Source organism: Mycolicibacterium brisbanense (assembly GCF_001570425.1).
Taxonomy (GTDB): Bacteria; Actinomycetota; Actinomycetes; order Mycobacteriales; family Mycobacteriaceae; genus Mycobacterium; species Mycobacterium brisbanense.
Genome location: NZ_BCSX01000051.1, coordinates 67331 through 84799 on the forward strand (window position 1 = coordinate 67331; position 17469 = coordinate 84799).

The window sequence follows — 17469 nt, forward strand, 5'->3', positions numbered from 1 at the left end:
TCACGCGTCATGCCCGGGGTCCAGGTCCGCGACATCGGCCAGAGTGACCAGTTGACCGAGTGAGGCCGGTGCCTGTCCCGCCACCGGCTCCAGTAGATGACCCACATGGTCACCCATGTCGACCCGGGTGAGCACCCTGCCGACGAACCACGCCGCCGCATCATCGAGGATCGGCATGTTCTGCGTCCCGCCGTGCCAGGTGCAGCGAGCGAATTTGTCACACGTGTCTCCGGTCTGGCCACCGAACAACCGCGCCAGCTCGGCGTGTTGACGGCTCACGACATGAACTGCCAGATGATCCGCATCGCGAGCGATGCGGTAGGTGTAGTTGCGCTTGGACAACCCGATCAGAAACCGCGGCGGCTGGATGCTGCACTGACTCGCAAAGCCGACGAGGCAACCCGCGCGGCGACCGTCGTTCGCGGTCGTGACGATGAACATGGGGTAGTCCAACTGGCTGACGAGCCGCTCAAACGCATCCGATTCCGACACGACACAGCCCCTTTCCACGCCTCATCGCCCTGCAGTGCGACGGGCTCCTCGAATGTCGACGTGCGAGTACCCACATTGAGCGAAGGTGTCACCGCCGCCTGCGAGTCACTACCTGCCATGCATCTTCGCGCGCACTTCCATCGAGGTCTGCCGGGCATCGGCGGCGCGCTCGCGGGCGGCGCGGGCTTTCGAGCGCGTTTGCCGGGCGACGGCGATCGCATCGGCAAGGGCGGGCGGCGGCAGAGTGTCCATCGCGGCTTGCCGGTGAGCACGCTCCCGGTACGCCTTCTGCCGGCATGAGCCGGTGCAGTAACGCGCGTCGGCACGACCATAAAAGGACGCGCCGCATTCCCAACAGTGCTTGCGTGTCGCGGCCATGACGCCATGTTACGGCTATCCGTAACGCGTAAAAACAAGATCGTTGAAACGCCAAGGGCGGCAGCGGAAATCGACGATCGATCCACAGCCGAGTCATAAGACAGTTGGGCTGGGCGGCGGTATGGTCGTGGCATCGCCGCCTGTTCGAACGGACGGCTGCGAAATGGGTGGCGAGGTATGTGTCCGCGCCTGCGACTGCGAACGTCCGCTCGCGGTGCGGCAGGTCGAAGTGAAGCCAGGGTCGGGCGAGAAACGGGGGTTTGCGATGACTGTTGCCGCCGCGACCGTTGTGTGCACGTCATTCGCCGACGCTCTGGAACGTACCCGGGAATCTCTGTCGCAGAACGGGTTTCACATCACCAACGAAGTGGACGTGACGGCCACGATACGGCAGAAACATGCCGTCGACATGGAGCGCTACCTCATTCTTGACGCCTGTCATCCGCGGTTCGTGACCCGGCGCGCCGGTGACAGTGCTCCGTCCGGCGCTCTGCGGCTGGTGTGCAACGTCGTCGTCCGGGTTGATCCGGCGACCGTCGGCAATGTCATCATCGAGGTGATGAACCCCTGTGTGCTGTCGGACGGCAGCGACGGGGTGGGCCACGACGACGTCGCCCATAGTGACATCGCCGGTCAGGTCGGCGTCGCGTTGCGGGCCGTGATCGACGGGCTCGTGGCACGGGATGAAGGGGTGACCAATCTTCCCGGCTGAAAGTTGTCCTCGGCAGGTTTGACAGGACCGGCCCGCGGGTACGTCAAGCCGTCATGTGGTTGACCCGATCAGTGGCGACAGCACTGGATTTCTTGCGAGCCGAGAACCCCTTCCCGCATGGTCATATCGCGGCGGTCGTGTTGCTGCGCCACAGCGCCGCAGAATCGTCGGCCGGCACCGTCAGGAAGGGTGCGCCGTAGCCTCGGAACCCCGATGCAACGGATTGAGCAGTTCCTGCGGCGAGCACCCGTAATGTTCGCGGTGATACGCGGCGAACCGGCCGGCGTGCCCGAAGCCCCACCGGCGCGCGACCTCGCCCACCATCGTCGTCTCGTCGGCTGCGAGCAGGTCGAGATGAGCGTGGTGCAGGCGCACGCGGCGCAGGTACTCCATGGGTGTGCAGTCACGGTGCCTGCGGAAGAGGTATTGCAGAGCCCGGGGCGTCACGTAGACAGCGGCGGCGATATCGGAAAGTGAGATATCGGTGTGGGCGTTGTCGTCGATGAATGCGATGGCACGGCGCAACAGGACCGGGGAGCTGTCACGACGATCCTGTGCGGTCGGTTCCACGATCGAGTCATTGGGCAAAGTCGCCAGCAGGACGGCGGCGACATGCTGCTCCAACATCCCGGCCAGCAGCGGATTGCCCTGCAACTGGGGGTTGGCAGCGCACCGGCGCAGGTAACCGATGAGGTTGGCGAGCTGCTGGTTGGCTGCGGCCGTCACCGGGGCGGAACCGGTGATGTGCACAGGATCGTGCGCGCCCGTGACACTGGTCAAGCTGCTGGGGTCCACGACGAGTACGTGATAGCGGCCACGCATTACCCGTCCCTCGAACGGCGGTGCCTCGCGCGGTCCGAACGCGGTCACCTCGCCGGGGCGCGAACGTATGCTTCGTGACCAGGGCGAACGTTGTTCGATACCGCCGCTGGCCACATGACAAACCAGGATCTGCGTAGGTGGATCCATCTCGTAACCGAAGGCGCAACCGTAATCGGCGGTGTCGACACCGATGGGCCCGATGGTCGAGCGTTCGATGCGCATCGGAGTGGGTGCACCGCGATGCGGCGTCATGATCCGCATCTTCGAGAAGATCGTGCTCAACGTGGCCTCGGCAGCGCCGATGTCATCGGTATCGAGCAGAACGGCGGACATCGCACTCACCCCTGGACAGCACAAAACGACCAACGGCATCGTTCTGAGCCGACCTACGTTGCCCAGGTTATCCGAACTTCGCGGGAAGCCTGGTCACGGCCGCCCGAGGCCACCGAACGAAAAGCGATATCCGCAAAACGAACGGCCTCCGTGTGGCGCCCGGCGCGCCGGGGCGCCCAGCGACTGATACCAGTGGGCTCCCAAGGTCACGGTTCATTAAGAAGACGGCCGAATTTCTGTGGGACTATCGAGTTTTCTGACGAATTCGGCGCGAAATGCAGTCAATGTCACGGCGAGCGGGTGTAACGCGGGGTGTTGTTCGCCCGTCGCGAACTGGCTACCGGGCGCTGGCGCCCCGCCTACCGCAAATCGCAGCGCGGTTAACGGCTTTCGGTCCGCGCTACCGTGGATTTCGGGGTTGGGGAAATCACCGACAATTCGCAGTCAAAGAAAGAACGATCATGAAAATTCGCAGCAGAACTGCGCGCCGGGGTTTCACCGGTATTGGCGTGGGGTTTCTGTTCGGCGGGGTATGTGCGGCCACCATCGCCACGCCCGTCGCCTCAGCGGCGCCTGACCAGTGCAGCGCCCAGGCGCTCTCGGGCACGGTCAGCTCAGTCACCGGTGCGGCACATCAGTACCTCGCCGCGCATCCCGGTGCCAACAACGCGGTGACCGCCGCCTATGGCAAGCCGCGTGATCAGGCCGCGGCGGACCTGCGCGGATACTTCACCGCCAACCCGGGTGAGTACTACGACCTGCGCAACATCCTGGCGCCGATCGGCGACGCGCAGCGACAGTGCAACGTCACGGTGCTCCCTGCAGACCTCGCCTCGGCCTACGAACAGTTCATGGCCGGCTGAGTGGTGAGGCTCCGGTCCGCCGAGCCCTGGCGGACCGGAGCCTCACGCCTGTGCGGCCGTCGGCTGCCGGAGAAACGCCGTGAGCACATCGGCCAGCTGCGGGATAGATTCCCGCGCGATCACTTCGTAACCGTGCGTGCTCATCGTCGGCAGGCACAACAGCGCAGCCTTGGGGGTGAGCCCGCCGGCTTTGGCATGCGAGGCATCTGATTGGAACGCTCCGAGAACGGCGGCCTGCGGGCGTAGGCCCAATTGCCGCGAAACCTCCATCAGGCGGTCGGCGACCGACTTGTCGTACACACAGACGGCGTCGCTGTAGGCCACGATGGGACCACCTGTCACGGTGGTGCCGTACTCGGGCTCGGTGGGCCCGACCTCCACGGCGAGAGCGAGTTCTGCGGGCAGTGCCCGGTTGGCGTAGGCGGCACCCACCGCGCCGATTTCCTCGTTCGTGGTGAACACGAAGTACACATCTCCGGCCGGACGCGTTGCAGTGGAATGCAATTCGCGGGCACTTCGCAGCAGCGTGAGCACTGCGGCCCGGTCGTCCATGAAATAGCAACCCAGGTAGTCGCCGATTTCGACCAGGGTGCGCTTGCTGCGATCGATGCACACGCGGGTGCCCGGCCCGATTCCGGCTGTGTCGAGTTCGCGGGTGGTCCGCCCGGTGAACACATACACGTCAGGCCAGTCCAGCGCCCGGTCGCCCTGATCGGGTTTGGTCTGCCAGATGCGGGCGCTTTCCTGCGTCGTGTGCTCGGATCCAAGGGCGAGGACGCCGCACAGCATTTCGTGATCGCCGAGGATGCTGACGGGGCCGAGGCCGAAGTTCGCCGGATACATGGTGCCCAGCGGGGTGAGACGCAGAGTGCCATCGGGCTCGACCCGTTTCACCAGCATCGACAGCTCGTCCAGGTGTGCCATCACCGTGGTGGCAGGTCCGTCGCCGCCGCGGATCACGCCGATGAGGTTGCCTGCCGGGTCGATCCAGGTGTGGTCGGCGACGGGGGTCAATTCACGCCGGCAGATGTCGCGTACGGCGTCTTCCTGGCCGGCCGGGCCGTAGGCCGTCAGCAATTCCTGGAGAAGCTCGACGAACTGGCGATCATCCGGGTGCGACCGGTGCGCACCGGTAGTTGCCATGGTTCGGCTCATATCCCGCTCGATCGTGCATCAATCCTGGGGAGGTCTGCGTCAGCGTGGGCCAGCCCGCGCGTCGCAGGCCCTTCCAGCAATGTGCCGTCGGGAGCGAATCGGGAGCCGTGCAGCGGACACTCCCAGGCACGATCCGCATCGTTGAACGCCACGATGCCACCCAGATGCGGGCACACCGGCGAGACCGCATGGGTGACCCCGTCGACCGCGCATTCAGCGCGCAGCCGCCACGGCGGACCGCTGACCACGCCGTGGCCCTCAGAGGGGGCGGACGCAGAGCTGGTCAACGGTGCCAACCAGCCTTTGGCGAGATTGAGGCCGACCTCCAGATTCGCCCGCAGCGCGCTCGGTGTGCCGCTCACGTCGTGTGGGCTCCAGCTGCCGAATGCATCGGCCCAGTCCATGCGGCCACCGAGCAGCCGCGCCGACAGAGCGAGCGCCGCGGCCACGCCGTTGGACATGCCCCATTTGTCGAAACCCGTTGCGACCTGGATGCTCTCAAGCTTGGGCAGCAGCGGACCGACGTACGGCAGATCGCCGGCCGGCGTGTAGTCCTGTGCCGACCAGAAGTGCGTTCGTGTCGCGCCGGGATAGTGCTGTTGCACCCAGTCGGTGAGTTCGGCGATGCCCTTGGCCGCCGACTGCGCCCTGCCCACGACGTGACCGGCGCCGCCGACGACGAGCCGGTCGCCCGCCGGCGTGGGTGCGTGTCGCACTGAACGGGTGGGGGAGTCGACCGAGATGAACATCGAGCGAGTGATATCGCCCGGTACGTCGAACGCCATGCAGTACGAGCGCTGGGGTGTGAGGCGCGCGAAGAACATGCCCCGGTCGAGAATCGGCGTGCCGGTGGCCAGGATGCACTGCCGGGCGGAGATGGACCATCCGTCGTCGTCGGGCACTGCCGGACGACGAACGTGCACCCGCACGGGACCCAGGCCCGTCACCGATACGGCCCGCGCGCCCTGGATCAGCGATCCGCCGTGCACCTCGAGCTCGACCACGAGGCTGTTCAGCAGCGGCATCGGATCCAGCTGAGCCTGAGCAGGCAGCTGTACACCACCGGCGAACGGGAAGGGCACGTCGGCGCGCTGGACCCACCGGGCGTCATGCAGTCCGGCGCTACGGCACGCGGCCAGTGTCGCCTTCGCCATGGCCAGCCCCTGCTGCTCCTGCGCGTACGCGTGGTCGTCGGCATGCTGCACATCCAGCCCGTGATCGTTGCAGTGCCGCAACAACCAATCCCGCCCTTCGACGTTGCCCGTGACGTAGGCCGTCAAGACGTCCTTGCCGTGCTTGGCCGCGATGCGCGCCAGCTTGCTGCCCTGCAGGGCGCTGACCTTGCCGGTGGTGTTGCCGGTCGTGCCGGCACCCACCCATCGCGCCTCCACCACGACGACACGCTTGCCTGCGCGGGCGAGGAGCACGGCCGCCGTGAGTCCGGTGATCCCCGCACCGACGATCACGACGTCAGCTGCGTCCGCAGCGTTGTCCGCGCCCGGAGGTGTCGCCGATTCGATGCGGTCGCTATTCCACAGTGAGGGCATGCAGTGCTCTTACCCGGGCACTGGCAGACCAAACGTGACGTGCCGCGGCCGGCTTCAGCCGGTCTCGGCGGGCATCGGCGGACGAACCGCACGCTTTGCCTCAAGGAAGGTCGTGACGACGTGTAGCGGCTGGTCCGGGCAGACGATGCCGAGCAGGCGGCGGATCGTCGGCTGCGCCAACAGCACCCAGTTGGTGCCCGAGCGCGCGCATTTGTCGTCGAAGCATTGCAGTCCGCGAAGACCCAGCGTGCCGATGAAACTCATCGGGCGCAGATCGACGATCACCGCGCGCGGGCCAGCCGCGAAGCGGGTGAGAGACGTGACAAAGACGTCGGCGTTGGCGGCGTCGACCTCGCCGGTGGCAGTCAGGATGATGCAGTCGTTTTCGTGGCGCGCCTCGACGGTGGCACCACGACAATTGATGTGGTGGCGAAACGTCGCGGCCTTGGACTGTCTGTCCGCAGTAGGCACGGGGTACCCCCTCGCTGAATGCAAGCACTCAGGCGGGTTGGTGGTTCAACCCGCCGAGTTTCTGGACAGGCTGTCGACTCAACCGGTCCCAACACTAGATCAGCATCGTCTGCTTGGGTTCGCAACCGTTCGGATACCACGGTGGGCCGGATCGTCGGATGCCATCAAAGATGCTGTTACGCAGGTGATTTGGCGCTCTGAACGGCCTGCGCCCGCGGTAAGCTCTTCGTTTTCTGGATAGGCCGCCGCGTGTCCGGGAACTGGGTGGCCACCAGGTTTGACCCCGTACCAGGCGGGCTACGCCCACACCATGCAACACCAACATGCCCCGATCCTGGACGCACTGGTCGAATACCGGGCGCGCGACCGCTACGGCTTCACCCCGCCGGGACACCGCCAGGGACGCGGTGTCGACGACCGCGTCACCGCGGTGCTGGGCCTCGACCCCTTCCGCGCCGACGTACTGGCCAACGGCGGTCTCGACGATCGCCGATCGCGTGGGGCATATCTGGCCTGCGCCGAGGAGTTGATGGCAGACGCGGTCGGTGCGTCGTACGCCTACTTCTCGACCTGCGGAAGTTCGTTGTCGGTCAAGGCTGCCATGATGGCCGTCGCCGGTGGCGGTGACGGTGGCCTGCTGGTCAGCCGAGACAGTCACAAGTCGATCGTGGCCGGCCTGGTGTTCGGCGGTCTGCAGCCCCGCTGGATCACCCCGCGCTGGGATGCCGACCGGCACTTTTCGCACCCGCCCTCGCCCGAGCAGGTCGAAGAAGCCTGGCAGCGGTACCCCGACGCGGATGGCGCACTGGTCGTGAGCCCGAGTCCGTATGGCACGTGCGCCGACCTGCGCGGTATCGCCGAGGTCTGTCATCGGCGCGGCAAGCCGCTGATCGTCGACGAGGCATGGGGCGCGCACCTGCCCTTCCACGCCGATCTGCCCACATGGGCCATGGACGCCGGTGCTGACATCTGTGTGGTCAGTGTCCACAAGATGGGAATGGGTTTCGAGCAGGGTTCGGTCTTTCATGTCCAAGGCGACCTGATCGACCGCAACCGGTTGACGGCGTGCGCAGACCTGCTGATGACGACCAGCCCCAACGTGCTGGTGTACGCCGCCATCGACGGGTGGCGACGCCAGATGGTCGAGCACGGTGAGGAGTTGCTGGACGCGGCACTGGGAACCGCGGAGTCGGTTCGTGCCGCGCTCGGGCGGTTGCCCCGCGTGTCGGTGATGGAACAAGAGATGCTCGGCGTGCAGGCCTCGCACGACCTGGACCGGTTGCAGGTGTTGGTCGATGTGTCGGCAACCGGCACATCGGGATACCAAGCGGCCGACTGGCTTCGTGAGCACTGCAGTGTGGATGTCGGTATGTCCGACCACCGGCGCGTGCTTGCCACGATGTCGATGGCGGACGACGAGGACACCGCGGGACGGCTGCTCGACGCGTTCGGTGCCTGGCACACGGCCGCAACGGATTTCGACCCTCCGCCGCAGATGCAATTGCCAGACCCGGGACAGCTTCTGCTGGAGACGGTGATGCTGCCGCGCGACGCGTTCTTCGGCGACACCGAAATGGTCTCTGCGGCCGACGCGGTGGGCCGAGTCTCCGCCGAGCAGATCACGCCCTACCCGCCCGGCATCCCCGCCGTGGTGCCGGGTGAGCGCCTCGACACCGCGGTCATCGAATACCTGCGCACCGGCATCGAGGCCGGTATGAACGTGCCGGATCCCGCCGATCCGTCGCTCAAGGAATTCCGCGTCGTCGTCTGAGGTCCGCCCGTCGTCTGCCTGCGGATGTCAGCACTGCGCGCTATCGGGCTGGCACGCCTTGGGCAGACACTGTGACGACTCGACGATCCGGGCGTCCATGTTGCGCCTCATCATCTCCAGCGCTGCGGTGCCGAGATATTCGTCGATGTGTGCGACGGCGTCGGACGGGATGACGACGTCGAAATGGCGCAGATAACCGTCGAGCGCGCTGTAGAGGATGCACTGCTCGGTGACCTGCCCCGCGAGAATCAAGGTTTTGGTACCCAACCGTTGCAGGAGATAGTCCAGGGCCGTGGCGTAGAAGACGCTGTGCCTGACCTTCGTGAGGAACCCGCATCCGTCTGCGGGCAACAGTGGTTCGACCAGTTCCGGATAGCGTCCGCGCTGGGCCGAACGCACGATGTCGTGCCCGCTGGCGTTGAAGTCCCCGTGGTTGTCGTTGACGTAGACGATGTCGACCGCCGGGTGTTCCTGCGCAGCGTTCTGCAGCCGCTGCAGCGGCCCGAGGATTTCGGCGACATTGGCGGCGAGTTGATCGGCATCCTCATGCCGGTAGTCGTTGAACATGTCGATGATCAGCAGTGCGGTGTCACTCATCGGTGTGCGGCGCCTCCAGTAGCGCCCGTGTACTCGGATTCGCGGAACGCCGCCGCGAGGATCGTGTGTCGCGCCTGAGAACGCGCCAATTCACGGACCTGGGTGCGGCAGCTGACACCGTCATGGCCTTTCTCGAATCCGAAATGTCTTGCCAGTCGGTGGCTTTGCGTTGCAACAGTTCTCCGATCGGGTAGGTCTGTGCGGTGAGGCTGGAACCGCCCCGGCGGGTCGGCGACACGCAGCAGGCCGGCGATCGCGGCGGGACACTGTCCAACCTGTCCCGCTGCGACCACCGGCCTGCTGCCACCACCATTCATCGCGGTGGCAACTCACGCGAGTGCGCGTCAGCCGTGTCCGGATCCGCAACCCATACCCGGCACACAACCACCGCCGCCGGGCACGCCGCCCGGACCGCCGTTGACGCCGCCGGAGCCGCAGATCGGGCCGTTCGGGCCAGGCACGCAGCCACCGCCACCGGGGCCGCCGCCAGGTCCGTCATTGGTGCCGCCGGATCCGCACTCGCCGTTCATGCAGCCGCCGCCGCCCGGGTCGAGGGGGACGAACTGCACAGTCGCGATGCCGCCCGACACCTGCCCGGTGACCTCCGCTGCCGCGAACGGCGCGGCAGCCAATGCCGATGCGACGGCACCCGCGAACACCAGCGGTGCGACGCCGCGCTTCATCCTGGTTCCTAGGTTCAGATTCATCATGTTTTCGGGGTATCCGTATCACGCGGGCACGAAACCCGAAATGCCGATCTCGTCAGCTCCGCGACGGTCGGTGGCCGAATTCCAGGCGCAGCAAGACGAACAGCGCCGGCAGTAGTTGAGTCAGTGAGATGAGCACGTAGCGGCGCTCTCCCAGGGCGTCGAACTTTCGCAGATACCGGTAGAGCGACTCCAGCTTGATGAGCCGATCGCCGGCGTGCGCCAGCAGGTATGCGGCGCGGACCAGGATTCCGGTGTTCGGATCCTTGGCGAACAGTTCGGGGAACGGCGCAAAGGCGAGGGAAACCCGTTGAACTCCGGCGTGTTTCGCCCACTCGATCATGTCGACGCTGAGGCGTTCGTCGATTCCGTTGGGAGCACCTTTGCGGCGCCACGGCAATTCGAGGCTGAGGTCTGTTCCGCCGCCGGTGCCGGCATACCGGTGAAACGCCTGCGCCCGCCCCGAGCGGTCGCGCGCGATGATCAGCCACACGTCGGGGTAGTGGCCGGACAAGGTGTCGCCCAACATCATCGCGAATCCGCGTTCGCCGGCCGCGGCCCTACCGGACGCCTGCACGACATCCTGCAGCTCGGCACGCAACTGGGTACTGAGCGCCTGCTCGGCGACGACCTCGGTGCTGATGCCTGCGTTGTGGGTGCGCTTGACGGCCTGCCGCAGGTTGCGTTTGCCGCGGCCCGACAGACTGAACGTGCCGACATCGATGACGACGTCGCGTCCGATCGGGATGGCCTTGAGCCCGGTGATCCCGCCGGTTTGCTGCCACAGTTCCAGCCGGGAGTGCGAGGCGCCGAGGACCACGATGCGCCAGCCGCGGGACCGGCACAGCGCCGCGAACCGGAAGATCACCTCGGGGTATCTGTCGGCGTCGCCTATCGGATCGCCGCTGACCACAGCGAGCCCGCCCAGCGCCCGGTACGCCAAACCCGCGCTCGCGTCGGCGCTGAAGACGTAACTTTTGTTGGCCGCCATGGCAAATGGGGCCAAGGGATCGTCATGGGTCCGGTCCACCAGCCGGTGTACGTGCGGCAGCTCCTGCGGCTCGGGGCGTGATCGACACGGCAACATCAGCAGCAGAGCCGCGGCGAGGACCAGGGCCGCGAACACGTCGGCTTCGCCGTGGTCGCCCGCGAGGACCGCCAGCAGCACGGCGGCGGCCGCGAGGGCGCCGTGCAGCCAGGTGATGGGTCGTCCCAGGGTCAATCCGTGGCCGACGATCGTGACGGCCACCGCCGCCGCGGCAGCCTCGACCGACGCGCCTTCAATACTGACATGGGCCAGGCCGTACCAGGCGGTGAAGACGACCACCACGCCGCCAGCCACCATCAACGCAGGCATGCTGCGGCAGAACTGATTTCGTCCGGAGTCCACCGAACCCGGTGCGGCGGCACGCGGCTGCACCCCTCGTGCACGATCGCTCTCGAGCATCGCCGGAAACCTCCTCGGTGGCATGGGACGTGCGCGGTGACCAACTCGAGGGTTACCCCGCACGCGACCCGCCGCAACCCGTTTGATCGTGACACGTTTCGACTTAGCTCAAACGGGTATTCCGGGACGCATGAGACTCGGTGGTTCTCTCGGACTGATCGTCCTGATCTGGTTGCTGATCGGGGTATTCGCGGCCTGGCAGCGCGATTACTTCCAGACTGGCTCGGCCAGCTGCGCCACTGCGGGCAGTGTTGCGCTGACTGTCGTGGCGGGGCCGCTCAACTACGCGGGTGTGAACCCGAAGGTGGACCAGTGCCATCTGCCGCAACCGTCGCAATGACGCGAAACCCATCCCAACATCCATTGGAAACGAGGTCACGATGATCGTCTTCGGAGCGATACTGCTCATTCTCGGATTGGTGTTCAACATCTACCTGCTCTGGGTGATCGGCATCATTCTGCTGGTCATCGGGGCGGTGTTCTGGTTACTGGGCTCGATCGGCCGTCCGGTCGCGGGCCGGCGCGTCTGGTATTGACCTGCGCGCGTTGAGTTGATTTCGCCGGGCTGACGGATTGTTCGTCGGTCCGGCGAAATCGTTCTACTGTGGATACAGCCCCGCGCAGGGGCAGCAGGGCCAGCAGTTATGGCGGGAAGGAGCAGCCATGAAGGGTCCGAAAGATCCGGTGGATCACGCCAGGACGACGCGGCCGCACGCCGGGGAGTCGATGAAGGACAACGCGATCATGCCCGCGCTCGTCGTGATCGGTCTGGCGCTGGTGTTGTTCGTCGCTTGCCTGTCCGCCTTCGCGACGGGCCATTCCGATGTCGGGTTCACCGTGGGCAGCCTGTCCGCGGCGGGGTTCCTCGTCGGGTCGCTGTGGCTGGCGTTCGAACACATCAGGGTCAGGCGCATCGAAGAGCGTTGGTACGCCGAGCATCCGAGCGTGATGCGGCAACGGCCCAGCAGCTGATCGCGCCGTCACAATTGCACAAGGCCACCAGCCGGAACCCGGCCGGACGGGAAATTGCGGCGCCCGATCAAGGCCGGAAGGTCAGTGCGAGTACGGCGAAATCGATAGCCAGAAGTGCCAACGCGACAAGGGGAACCACGACGCCGCGGCGCAGTCGCGCGGTGAATGCCGTCACCACGATGGTCACGACGGGGACCACGAGCGCGCCGTAGAACAGAATCCCGAACCAGAGTTCATTGGGCCCTTTGTGGGCGCACGTCTGGTCGGTGCAGCCGGCCAGGCTCATCACCGCCGCCATGCCGTACAGAAACACCGCTATCGCCGCGGGAATCGTCAGAATCGCAAGCACCCAGGTCGCGGACAGCCGTCGCTTTTGCTCCGTGCGCTGAGTGTCTGTGTGTGACTCGGTCATGGCGGCTGGGTACCCAGTTTCACCAAGACATGCACGGGTATTCGATCCGCATGACGCGATTCGGATACACGTTGATGACCGAACAGAGCGGACCCCGCGATCTCGTTGACTACGCGGTTGCCGCGGAGCAGGCAGGGTTCGATTTCGAGGTGTGCAGTGATCACTTCTCGCCCTGGCTGGCGACACAGGGACACGCGCCCAACGCATGGCCGGTGCTGGGTGCCGTCGCCCACGCGACCCATTCGGTGCACCTCTATTCCTACGTGACCTGCCCGACCATCCGGTACCACCCAGCGGTGGTCGCGCAGCAGGCCGCGACCGTTCAGATCCTCTCCGATGGTCGGTTCACGCTCGGCTTGGGCACCGGAGAGAATCTCAACGAGCACGTCGTAGGGCGGGGCTGGCCCACCATCGAACGGCGACTCGACATGCTCGCCGAAGCAATCAAGATCATTCGAGAGTTGCTCGGGGGAGACCTGATCGACTTCCGGGGCCAGTATTTCGAAGTCGACTCGGCCCGCATCTGGGACATCCCGGACGAACCGGTGACCATCGGTGTCTCCATGACCGGCGGTAAGGCCGTGGAAAAGCTTGCGTTGCTTGCCGATCACCTGATCGACGTCGCTCCCGACCGCGCGATCGTCGACGAGTGGCGCGACAAGCGGCACGCCACCGGCGTGCTACCGGAAGGCCGCGTCATCGGGCAGATCCCGGTGTGCTGGGACACCGACCGGGACCGCGCCGTCAAGCGGGCGCACGAACAATTCCGGTGGTTTGCCGGAGGTTGGTCGGTGAACGCCGACCTGCCCACACCCGCGGGATTCGCCGCCGCCACGCAGTTCGTCAGGCCTGAAGATGTCGCGTCGGCCATCCCGTGCGGCCCCGACCTCGACGCCATCATCGAATCTGTCGACGAATACCGCAAGGCCGGTTTCACCGACATCGCGCTCGTCCAGATCGGCGGCGACAGCCAAGAGCACTTCCTGAACGAGGCGGCCAAACCCCTGCTGGCCGCGCTGCGTGCCGAGCTCAACTGAGCACCGTGACAGTTTTCACGGCAGAACCGGCGGGTACCCGCCTGCGTGTCGGGAGCCGATGTGGCCCAAGTCGATGCCCCGCAATCGTCGACCAAAGGCCTTGCCCGGCAAGGCAATCGAATCCGAAACGAAAGAGGGACGAGATATGACGAGCAACACGCAGACCGATACCGGCGCCGTGACAGGCACCGCGGACAAGGATTACAACCTCATCTGGTTCGTCGAAGCGTGCCTGAGCAATGCGCTGCGGATGGAGCAGTACTGTGCCGACGCGGAACGCCAGAAGGACACCGAACTCACCGAACTGTTCCGGCGCGCGCAGCACGAAAGCCGTAAGGGCGCCGAGGAAGGCAAGGCCCTGCTGGCCAGGCGCATCGCGTGACATAGCCGGGATCTGCCGGGGCTGCCGCTCATCGCCAGAGCGGTAGCCCTGATTGCTGCACAGTGAAGAACCGGGAGAGTCACGTTTGGACTGGGCGGTTCGCGGGCACTAGACCAGAGGAATTACCCGAGCTGCGGTCGAAATCTCGAATCCGCCGATACCACCGAGAGGAGCGGGAACATTGCCGAAGACCACCAGGCAGGGTCAGGCCAAGCAAAGCGAACTGCCGAGTACGTTGAAGAAATCGGACGCCAAGGCACAGCGGACGTTCGCCAAGGCGCATGACTCGGCCGTGGAATCCTACGGTGAGGGTCAGCGTGCGCATCGCGTCGCGTACTCGGCACTCAAACACAGCTATGAGAAGGTCGGCGACCACTGGGAAGCCAAGGACCACAAAGGGCCGTCCGACGCCCGGGCCCGCAGCGGGGGCCCGAATGCCAAGGGCGCTTCCGCAGAAGGTGTCGACGCCAATGCCAGCAAGAAGCATCTGCTGGAGGTGGCTCGCCGACTCGACATTCGCGGCCGTACCACCATGGACAAAAAGGAACTTGTCAACGCAATCGAGAAAGAGAATCGCAAGGAATCACGCAAACGGTGAAATGTTGTCTCAATCCATCCGCCGGCACCGCATGGAAGCGGTGAAACCGATCGCCGGGAGTATCGTGGGCACGAAAATGCCTGGAGGTTACATGGCCCAAGACAATCCACCCGGCGCAGGCGCGCGGTCCGTCGAATTGAGGGTCGCGGCCAGAGTGGAAAACCTCGCGGTGGTGAGGACGTTGGTGGGCGCCGCCGCCACATTCGAGGATCTCGACTTCGACATGGTGGCCGACCTGCGACTGGCAGTGGACGAAGCCTGCACCGCGTTGATCCGGTCGGCACTGCCGGATTCGACGCTCGTCGTGGTGATCGACCCGCGTGACGACCAGGTGGTCATCACGGCGTCGACCACCTGCCGGGTTGAACGCGTCGTGGAGCCCGGCAGTTTCAGCTGGCATGTCTTGACGTCATTGGCGCACGAGGTACGGACCTTTACCGACGGCCAAGGTGCCGACGCCGGCGCGGTCTTCGGTATCTCGCTGACAGCAAGGCGAGCGAGCCTATTGCAGTGACCTCGGAATATGCGGACGTCCTCGACATGTTCCGTGTGCTCGGCGGGTTGGACGAACATTCGCCGGCCTACGCGGAGCAACGCGAACAGATCGTCAGCCGGTGCCTGCCGCTGGCGGACCATATCGCTCGTCGCTTCGACGGGCGTGGTGAATCGCGAGAAGATCTCGTACAAGTAGCCCGAGTCGGGCTGGTCAATGCCGTCAACCGGTTCGACGTCGAAACCGGCTCGGACTTCGTGTCCTTCGCCGTGCCGACAATCATGGGCGAGGTCCGGCGTCACTTCCGTGACAACAGCTGGTCGGTCAAGGTGCCACGGCGACTCAAGGAACTGCACCTGCGGCTGGGAACGGCCACGTCCGAACTCTCGCAGCGGTTGGGCCGGGCGCCCACCGCGTCCGAACTGGCCGCTGAATTGGACATCGACCGCGACGAGATCGTCGAGGGGCTGGTCGCGGGCAGCTCGTACAACACCCTGTCCATCGACAGCGGGGGCAGCGGAGACGAGGATGCCCCCGCCATTGTCGACACCCTCGGTGATGTCGACACGGCGCTGGAGCGGATCGAGAATCGCGAGACGCTCAGGCCGTTGCTGGCAGCGTTGCCCGAGCGGGAACGCACGGTGCTGATCCTGCGGTTCTTCGAATCGCAAACCCAGACGCAGATCGCCGAGCGCGTCGGGGTCTCGCAGATGCACGTGTCGCGGTTGCTCGCGAAATCGCTAGCGCGATTGCGGGACCAGTTGCAGTGACCGCGCAGCCTTGGCATCGAGTTCGCTGAGGGCCTTGGACACCGTCGGGTAGACCGGCAGCGTCGCGGTGCTGAGTCTCAGCAGACGATCGACCGCGGGGCAGGACGTGAGGCCCCACGCCACGCTCTTGGCGCTGCACTTGCCGTCGAGGTCTTCGAGCGCCGCGAGCCCCGCGGTGCCGAAGAACTCGACGCCGGCCAGGTCGATGACCAACCTGCGGGTGTGAAACGTGTGGCGCATCGCGTATGTCGTGAACTCCGGTGCCGAGGCGGCATCCAGTTCGCCATGAACAGTGATCACGGCCGCTGATTGGGGAAGCCAGCGTGTGGCAAACGACGCGGTGTGGCCGCCACCGGCTGTCATGGGTGCGGTCGGTGAGGTGACGTGCATTGTGACTCCATCAGTCGGAATACATGTATTCGTTCTGTGGCGCGTGTAACGGGGAAGGACGGGAGTTCCGCCTGTTACGTCGTGGACGCCGCAGCGGCTGTGAACTCAACCTGCTTCGAACACTACGCCCCCTGCCATGGGGGGACAACCAATCGCGGCTGGGTCCAGACTGTGCGTATGCCGAAGTGTGGGTCTGTGGCCGCAGTGGTGCTCGCCGCGGGCGGCGGAACTCGATTCGGTATGCCGAAAGTTCTTGCCGGACAAGGGGAATGGCTGCGCATCGCGGTAGATGCACTCAGCGAAGGCGGATGCGCGGACGTTGTGGTGGTGCTGGGCGCCGCTGTCGTCGACGTCCCGCAGCCCGCCCGCGCCGTGGTGACCCCGAACTGGCGAGACGGCCTCGCGGCCTCGCTGCGGGCCGGGATCCTCGCCGTCGAGGCCAGTCCGGTCGACGCCGTGCTGCTGCACCTGGTCGACACCCCGGACGTCGGGGCTGATGTGGTGCGCCGGGTCCTCGCCGCGGCTCCGCGCTCCGGCCTGGCCCGTGCGGTCTACCAGGGTCGTCCGGGGCATCCGGTGCTGATCGCGCGCAGGCATTGGCCGGCGCTGCTGGAATCACTGCACGGCGACGAGGGCGCCCGGGTCTTCCTGCGCGGACGCGACGACGTCGAGGCGGTGGAGTGCGGTGATCTGGCCACCGGTGCCGATGTCGACGTCAGGCGGTGACGCTGTCCCGACCGGACCTCACGTGTGCACCTCAAGTCCCAGTACGGCCTCCGCATACCGCCGCACGGTGTCCTCGGAGATCGCGGCGGCATCCTCGAAGCCAGGACGGCCCCGGCTGCTCATGAACCCGGTGACGGGGTCGAGTGTCACCTCGGCGAGCAGCTCGCCGGTGGTGGGCTCGCATACGGCCCACGTGTAGCGGGTGTCATCGGCCCAGCCGTCCTCGGCGTCGTGGACGTAGTCCAGGTCCGTCTCGCCCAGATCGGCGAGTGCTGGCCGGTCGTCGACGCGGTCATCGGCGCGAAGCCCGCGCAGATACCACTGGCCGTTGTTGATCTCGACAGGTTCCACATGCCCTCCCGGAAATGGCGAATGGCCACCTATGACACAGGAT

General features: G+C 65.8%; 24 protein-coding genes. 12 read left to right on the forward strand and 12 right to left on the reverse strand.

What is annotated here, in order from left to right:
* A complete protein-coding gene (locus tag RMCB_RS29170; protein ID WP_407662149.1) occupies nucleotides 1–492 on the reverse strand; it encodes a flavin reductase family protein in 492 nt (163 codons plus the stop codon).
* Between the two features lie 108 nt (nucleotides 493–600).
* Nucleotides 601–870: a hypothetical protein gene (locus RMCB_RS35910; RefSeq protein WP_131805590.1), complete on the reverse strand. Its 270-nt coding sequence runs from the start codon at nucleotides 868–870 to the stop codon at nucleotides 601–603.
* 265 nt (nucleotides 871–1135) lie between these two features.
* On the opposite strand from RMCB_RS35910, the gene RMCB_RS29175 reads away from it, so the two are divergent.
* Nucleotides 1136–1582, forward strand: a complete 447-nt coding sequence (locus RMCB_RS29175; RefSeq protein WP_063979686.1) for a DUF302 domain-containing protein — start codon at nucleotides 1136–1138, stop codon at nucleotides 1580–1582.
* Nucleotides 1583–1762: 180 nt separating this feature from the next.
* On the opposite strand, the gene RMCB_RS29180 is transcribed toward RMCB_RS29175, so the two are convergent.
* Nucleotides 1763–2737 carry a helix-turn-helix transcriptional regulator gene (locus tag RMCB_RS29180; RefSeq protein ID WP_062831540.1) on the reverse strand — a complete coding sequence of 325 codons (975 nt, stop codon included), beginning with the start codon at nucleotides 2735–2737 and terminating at the stop codon, nucleotides 1763–1765.
* A gap of 461 nt (nucleotides 2738–3198) precedes the next feature.
* Here RMCB_RS29180 and RMCB_RS29185 point away from each other — a divergent pair, with 461 nt between their 5' ends.
* Nucleotides 3199–3600, forward strand: coding sequence for a heme-binding protein (locus tag RMCB_RS29185; RefSeq protein WP_062831541.1), 402 nt, complete (start codon nucleotides 3199–3201; stop codon nucleotides 3598–3600).
* A 42-nt stretch (nucleotides 3601–3642) separates the two neighbouring features.
* Here RMCB_RS29185 and RMCB_RS29190 read toward each other — a convergent pair whose 3' ends face one another.
* The 3 genes from RMCB_RS29190 to RMCB_RS29200 are packed head-to-tail and all read right to left on the reverse strand — an operon-like array spanning nucleotide 3643 to nucleotide 6773.
* A complete protein-coding gene (locus RMCB_RS29190) occupies nucleotides 3643–4743 on the reverse strand; it encodes a M42 family metallopeptidase (protein ID WP_062831542.1) in 1101 nt (366 codons plus the stop codon).
* A gap of 8 nt (nucleotides 4744–4751) precedes the next feature.
* Nucleotides 4752–6302: an FAD-dependent oxidoreductase gene (locus RMCB_RS29195; protein ID WP_062831543.1), complete on the reverse strand. Its 1551-nt coding sequence runs from the start codon at nucleotides 6300–6302 to the stop codon at nucleotides 4752–4754.
* A 54-nt stretch (nucleotides 6303–6356) separates the two neighbouring features.
* A complete protein-coding gene (locus tag RMCB_RS29200) occupies nucleotides 6357–6773 on the reverse strand; it encodes an STAS domain-containing protein (protein ID WP_062831544.1) in 417 nt (138 codons plus the stop codon).
* Nucleotides 6774–7083: 310 nt separating this feature from the next.
* Between RMCB_RS29200 and RMCB_RS29205 the strand changes: the two genes are divergently transcribed.
* Complete coding sequence (locus tag RMCB_RS29205; protein WP_062831545.1) at nucleotides 7084–8544, forward strand: aminotransferase class I/II-fold pyridoxal phosphate-dependent enzyme; 1461 nt, start codon at nucleotides 7084–7086, stop codon at nucleotides 8542–8544.
* A gap of 27 nt (nucleotides 8545–8571) precedes the next feature.
* Here RMCB_RS29205 and RMCB_RS29210 read toward each other — a convergent pair whose 3' ends face one another.
* The 3 genes from RMCB_RS29210 to RMCB_RS29220 form a co-directional block, all read right to left on the reverse strand.
* Entirely contained in the window at nucleotides 8572–9141 is a 570-nt protein-coding gene (locus tag RMCB_RS29210) for a cysteine hydrolase family protein (RefSeq protein ID WP_062831546.1), read from the reverse strand.
* 344 nt (nucleotides 9142–9485) lie between these two features.
* Nucleotides 9486–9824 (reverse strand): hypothetical protein, encoded by a 339-nt coding sequence (locus RMCB_RS29215; protein WP_029370485.1) that lies wholly within the window; start codon nucleotides 9822–9824, stop codon nucleotides 9486–9488.
* 79 nt (nucleotides 9825–9903) lie between these two features.
* Entirely contained in the window at nucleotides 9904–11295 is a 1392-nt protein-coding gene (locus tag RMCB_RS29220) for an MprF family protein (RefSeq protein WP_234792276.1), read from the reverse strand.
* Between the two features lie 130 nt (nucleotides 11296–11425).
* Here RMCB_RS29220 and RMCB_RS29225 point away from each other — a divergent pair, with 130 nt between their 5' ends.
* The 3 genes from RMCB_RS29225 (at nucleotide 11426) to usfY (ending at nucleotide 12267) form a co-directional block, all read left to right on the forward strand.
* Complete coding sequence (locus RMCB_RS29225; RefSeq protein WP_029370483.1) at nucleotides 11426–11635, forward strand: hypothetical protein; 210 nt, start codon at nucleotides 11426–11428, stop codon at nucleotides 11633–11635.
* 40 nt (nucleotides 11636–11675) lie between these two features.
* Nucleotides 11676–11831, forward strand: a complete 156-nt coding sequence (locus tag RMCB_RS29230) for a DUF6131 family protein (protein WP_109784461.1) — start codon at nucleotides 11676–11678, stop codon at nucleotides 11829–11831.
* A gap of 127 nt (nucleotides 11832–11958) precedes the next feature.
* The gene (usfY, locus tag RMCB_RS29235) at nucleotides 11959–12267 is read left to right on the forward strand and encodes a protein UsfY (protein ID WP_029370482.1); all 309 of its coding nucleotides are present in this window, start codon (nucleotides 11959–11961) and stop codon (nucleotides 12265–12267) included.
* A gap of 67 nt (nucleotides 12268–12334) precedes the next feature.
* On the opposite strand, the gene RMCB_RS29240 is transcribed toward usfY, so the two are convergent.
* Entirely contained in the window at nucleotides 12335–12679 is a 345-nt protein-coding gene (locus tag RMCB_RS29240; RefSeq protein WP_062831547.1) for a hypothetical protein, read from the reverse strand.
* A 50-nt stretch (nucleotides 12680–12729) separates the two neighbouring features.
* On the opposite strand from RMCB_RS29240, the gene RMCB_RS29245 reads away from it, so the two are divergent.
* From RMCB_RS29245 to RMCB_RS29265, 5 genes are all read left to right on the forward strand, one after another.
* The gene (locus tag RMCB_RS29245) at nucleotides 12730–13716 is read left to right on the forward strand and encodes an LLM class F420-dependent oxidoreductase (RefSeq protein WP_062831548.1); all 987 of its coding nucleotides are present in this window, start codon (nucleotides 12730–12732) and stop codon (nucleotides 13714–13716) included.
* 145 nt (nucleotides 13717–13861) lie between these two features.
* The gene (locus RMCB_RS29250) at nucleotides 13862–14098 is read left to right on the forward strand and encodes a hypothetical protein (protein ID WP_062831549.1); all 237 of its coding nucleotides are present in this window, start codon (nucleotides 13862–13864) and stop codon (nucleotides 14096–14098) included.
* A 181-nt stretch (nucleotides 14099–14279) separates the two neighbouring features.
* Nucleotides 14280–14696 (forward strand): ChaB family protein, encoded by a 417-nt coding sequence (locus RMCB_RS29255; RefSeq protein ID WP_062831550.1) that lies wholly within the window; start codon nucleotides 14280–14282, stop codon nucleotides 14694–14696.
* A 91-nt stretch (nucleotides 14697–14787) separates the two neighbouring features.
* A complete protein-coding gene (locus tag RMCB_RS29260) occupies nucleotides 14788–15210 on the forward strand; it encodes an ATP-binding protein (RefSeq protein ID WP_062831676.1) in 423 nt (140 codons plus the stop codon).
* Nucleotides 15207–15959 (forward strand): RNA polymerase sigma factor SigF, encoded by a 753-nt coding sequence (locus RMCB_RS29265; RefSeq protein ID WP_029370477.1) that lies wholly within the window; start codon nucleotides 15207–15209, stop codon nucleotides 15957–15959. Before RMCB_RS29260 ends, RMCB_RS29265 begins: the two co-directional genes overlap by 4 nt.
* On the opposite strand, the gene RMCB_RS29270 is transcribed toward RMCB_RS29265, so the two are convergent.
* The gene (locus RMCB_RS29270; RefSeq protein ID WP_234792277.1) at nucleotides 15930–16259 is read right to left on the reverse strand and encodes an STAS domain-containing protein; all 330 of its coding nucleotides are present in this window, start codon (nucleotides 16257–16259) and stop codon (nucleotides 15930–15932) included. The genes RMCB_RS29265 and RMCB_RS29270 overlap by 30 nt on opposite strands.
* Before the next feature lie 267 nt (nucleotides 16260–16526).
* Between RMCB_RS29270 and RMCB_RS29275 the strand changes: the two genes are divergently transcribed.
* On the forward strand, nucleotides 16527–17075 hold the full coding sequence (locus RMCB_RS29275) for a nucleotidyltransferase family protein (protein WP_062831552.1): 549 nt from the start codon (nucleotides 16527–16529) through the stop codon (nucleotides 17073–17075).
* A gap of 18 nt (nucleotides 17076–17093) precedes the next feature.
* Here RMCB_RS29275 and RMCB_RS29280 read toward each other — a convergent pair whose 3' ends face one another.
* Nucleotides 17094–17426, reverse strand: a complete 333-nt coding sequence (locus RMCB_RS29280) for a hypothetical protein (RefSeq protein ID WP_029370474.1) — start codon at nucleotides 17424–17426, stop codon at nucleotides 17094–17096.
* Nucleotides 17427–17469 lie beyond the last annotated feature (43 nt).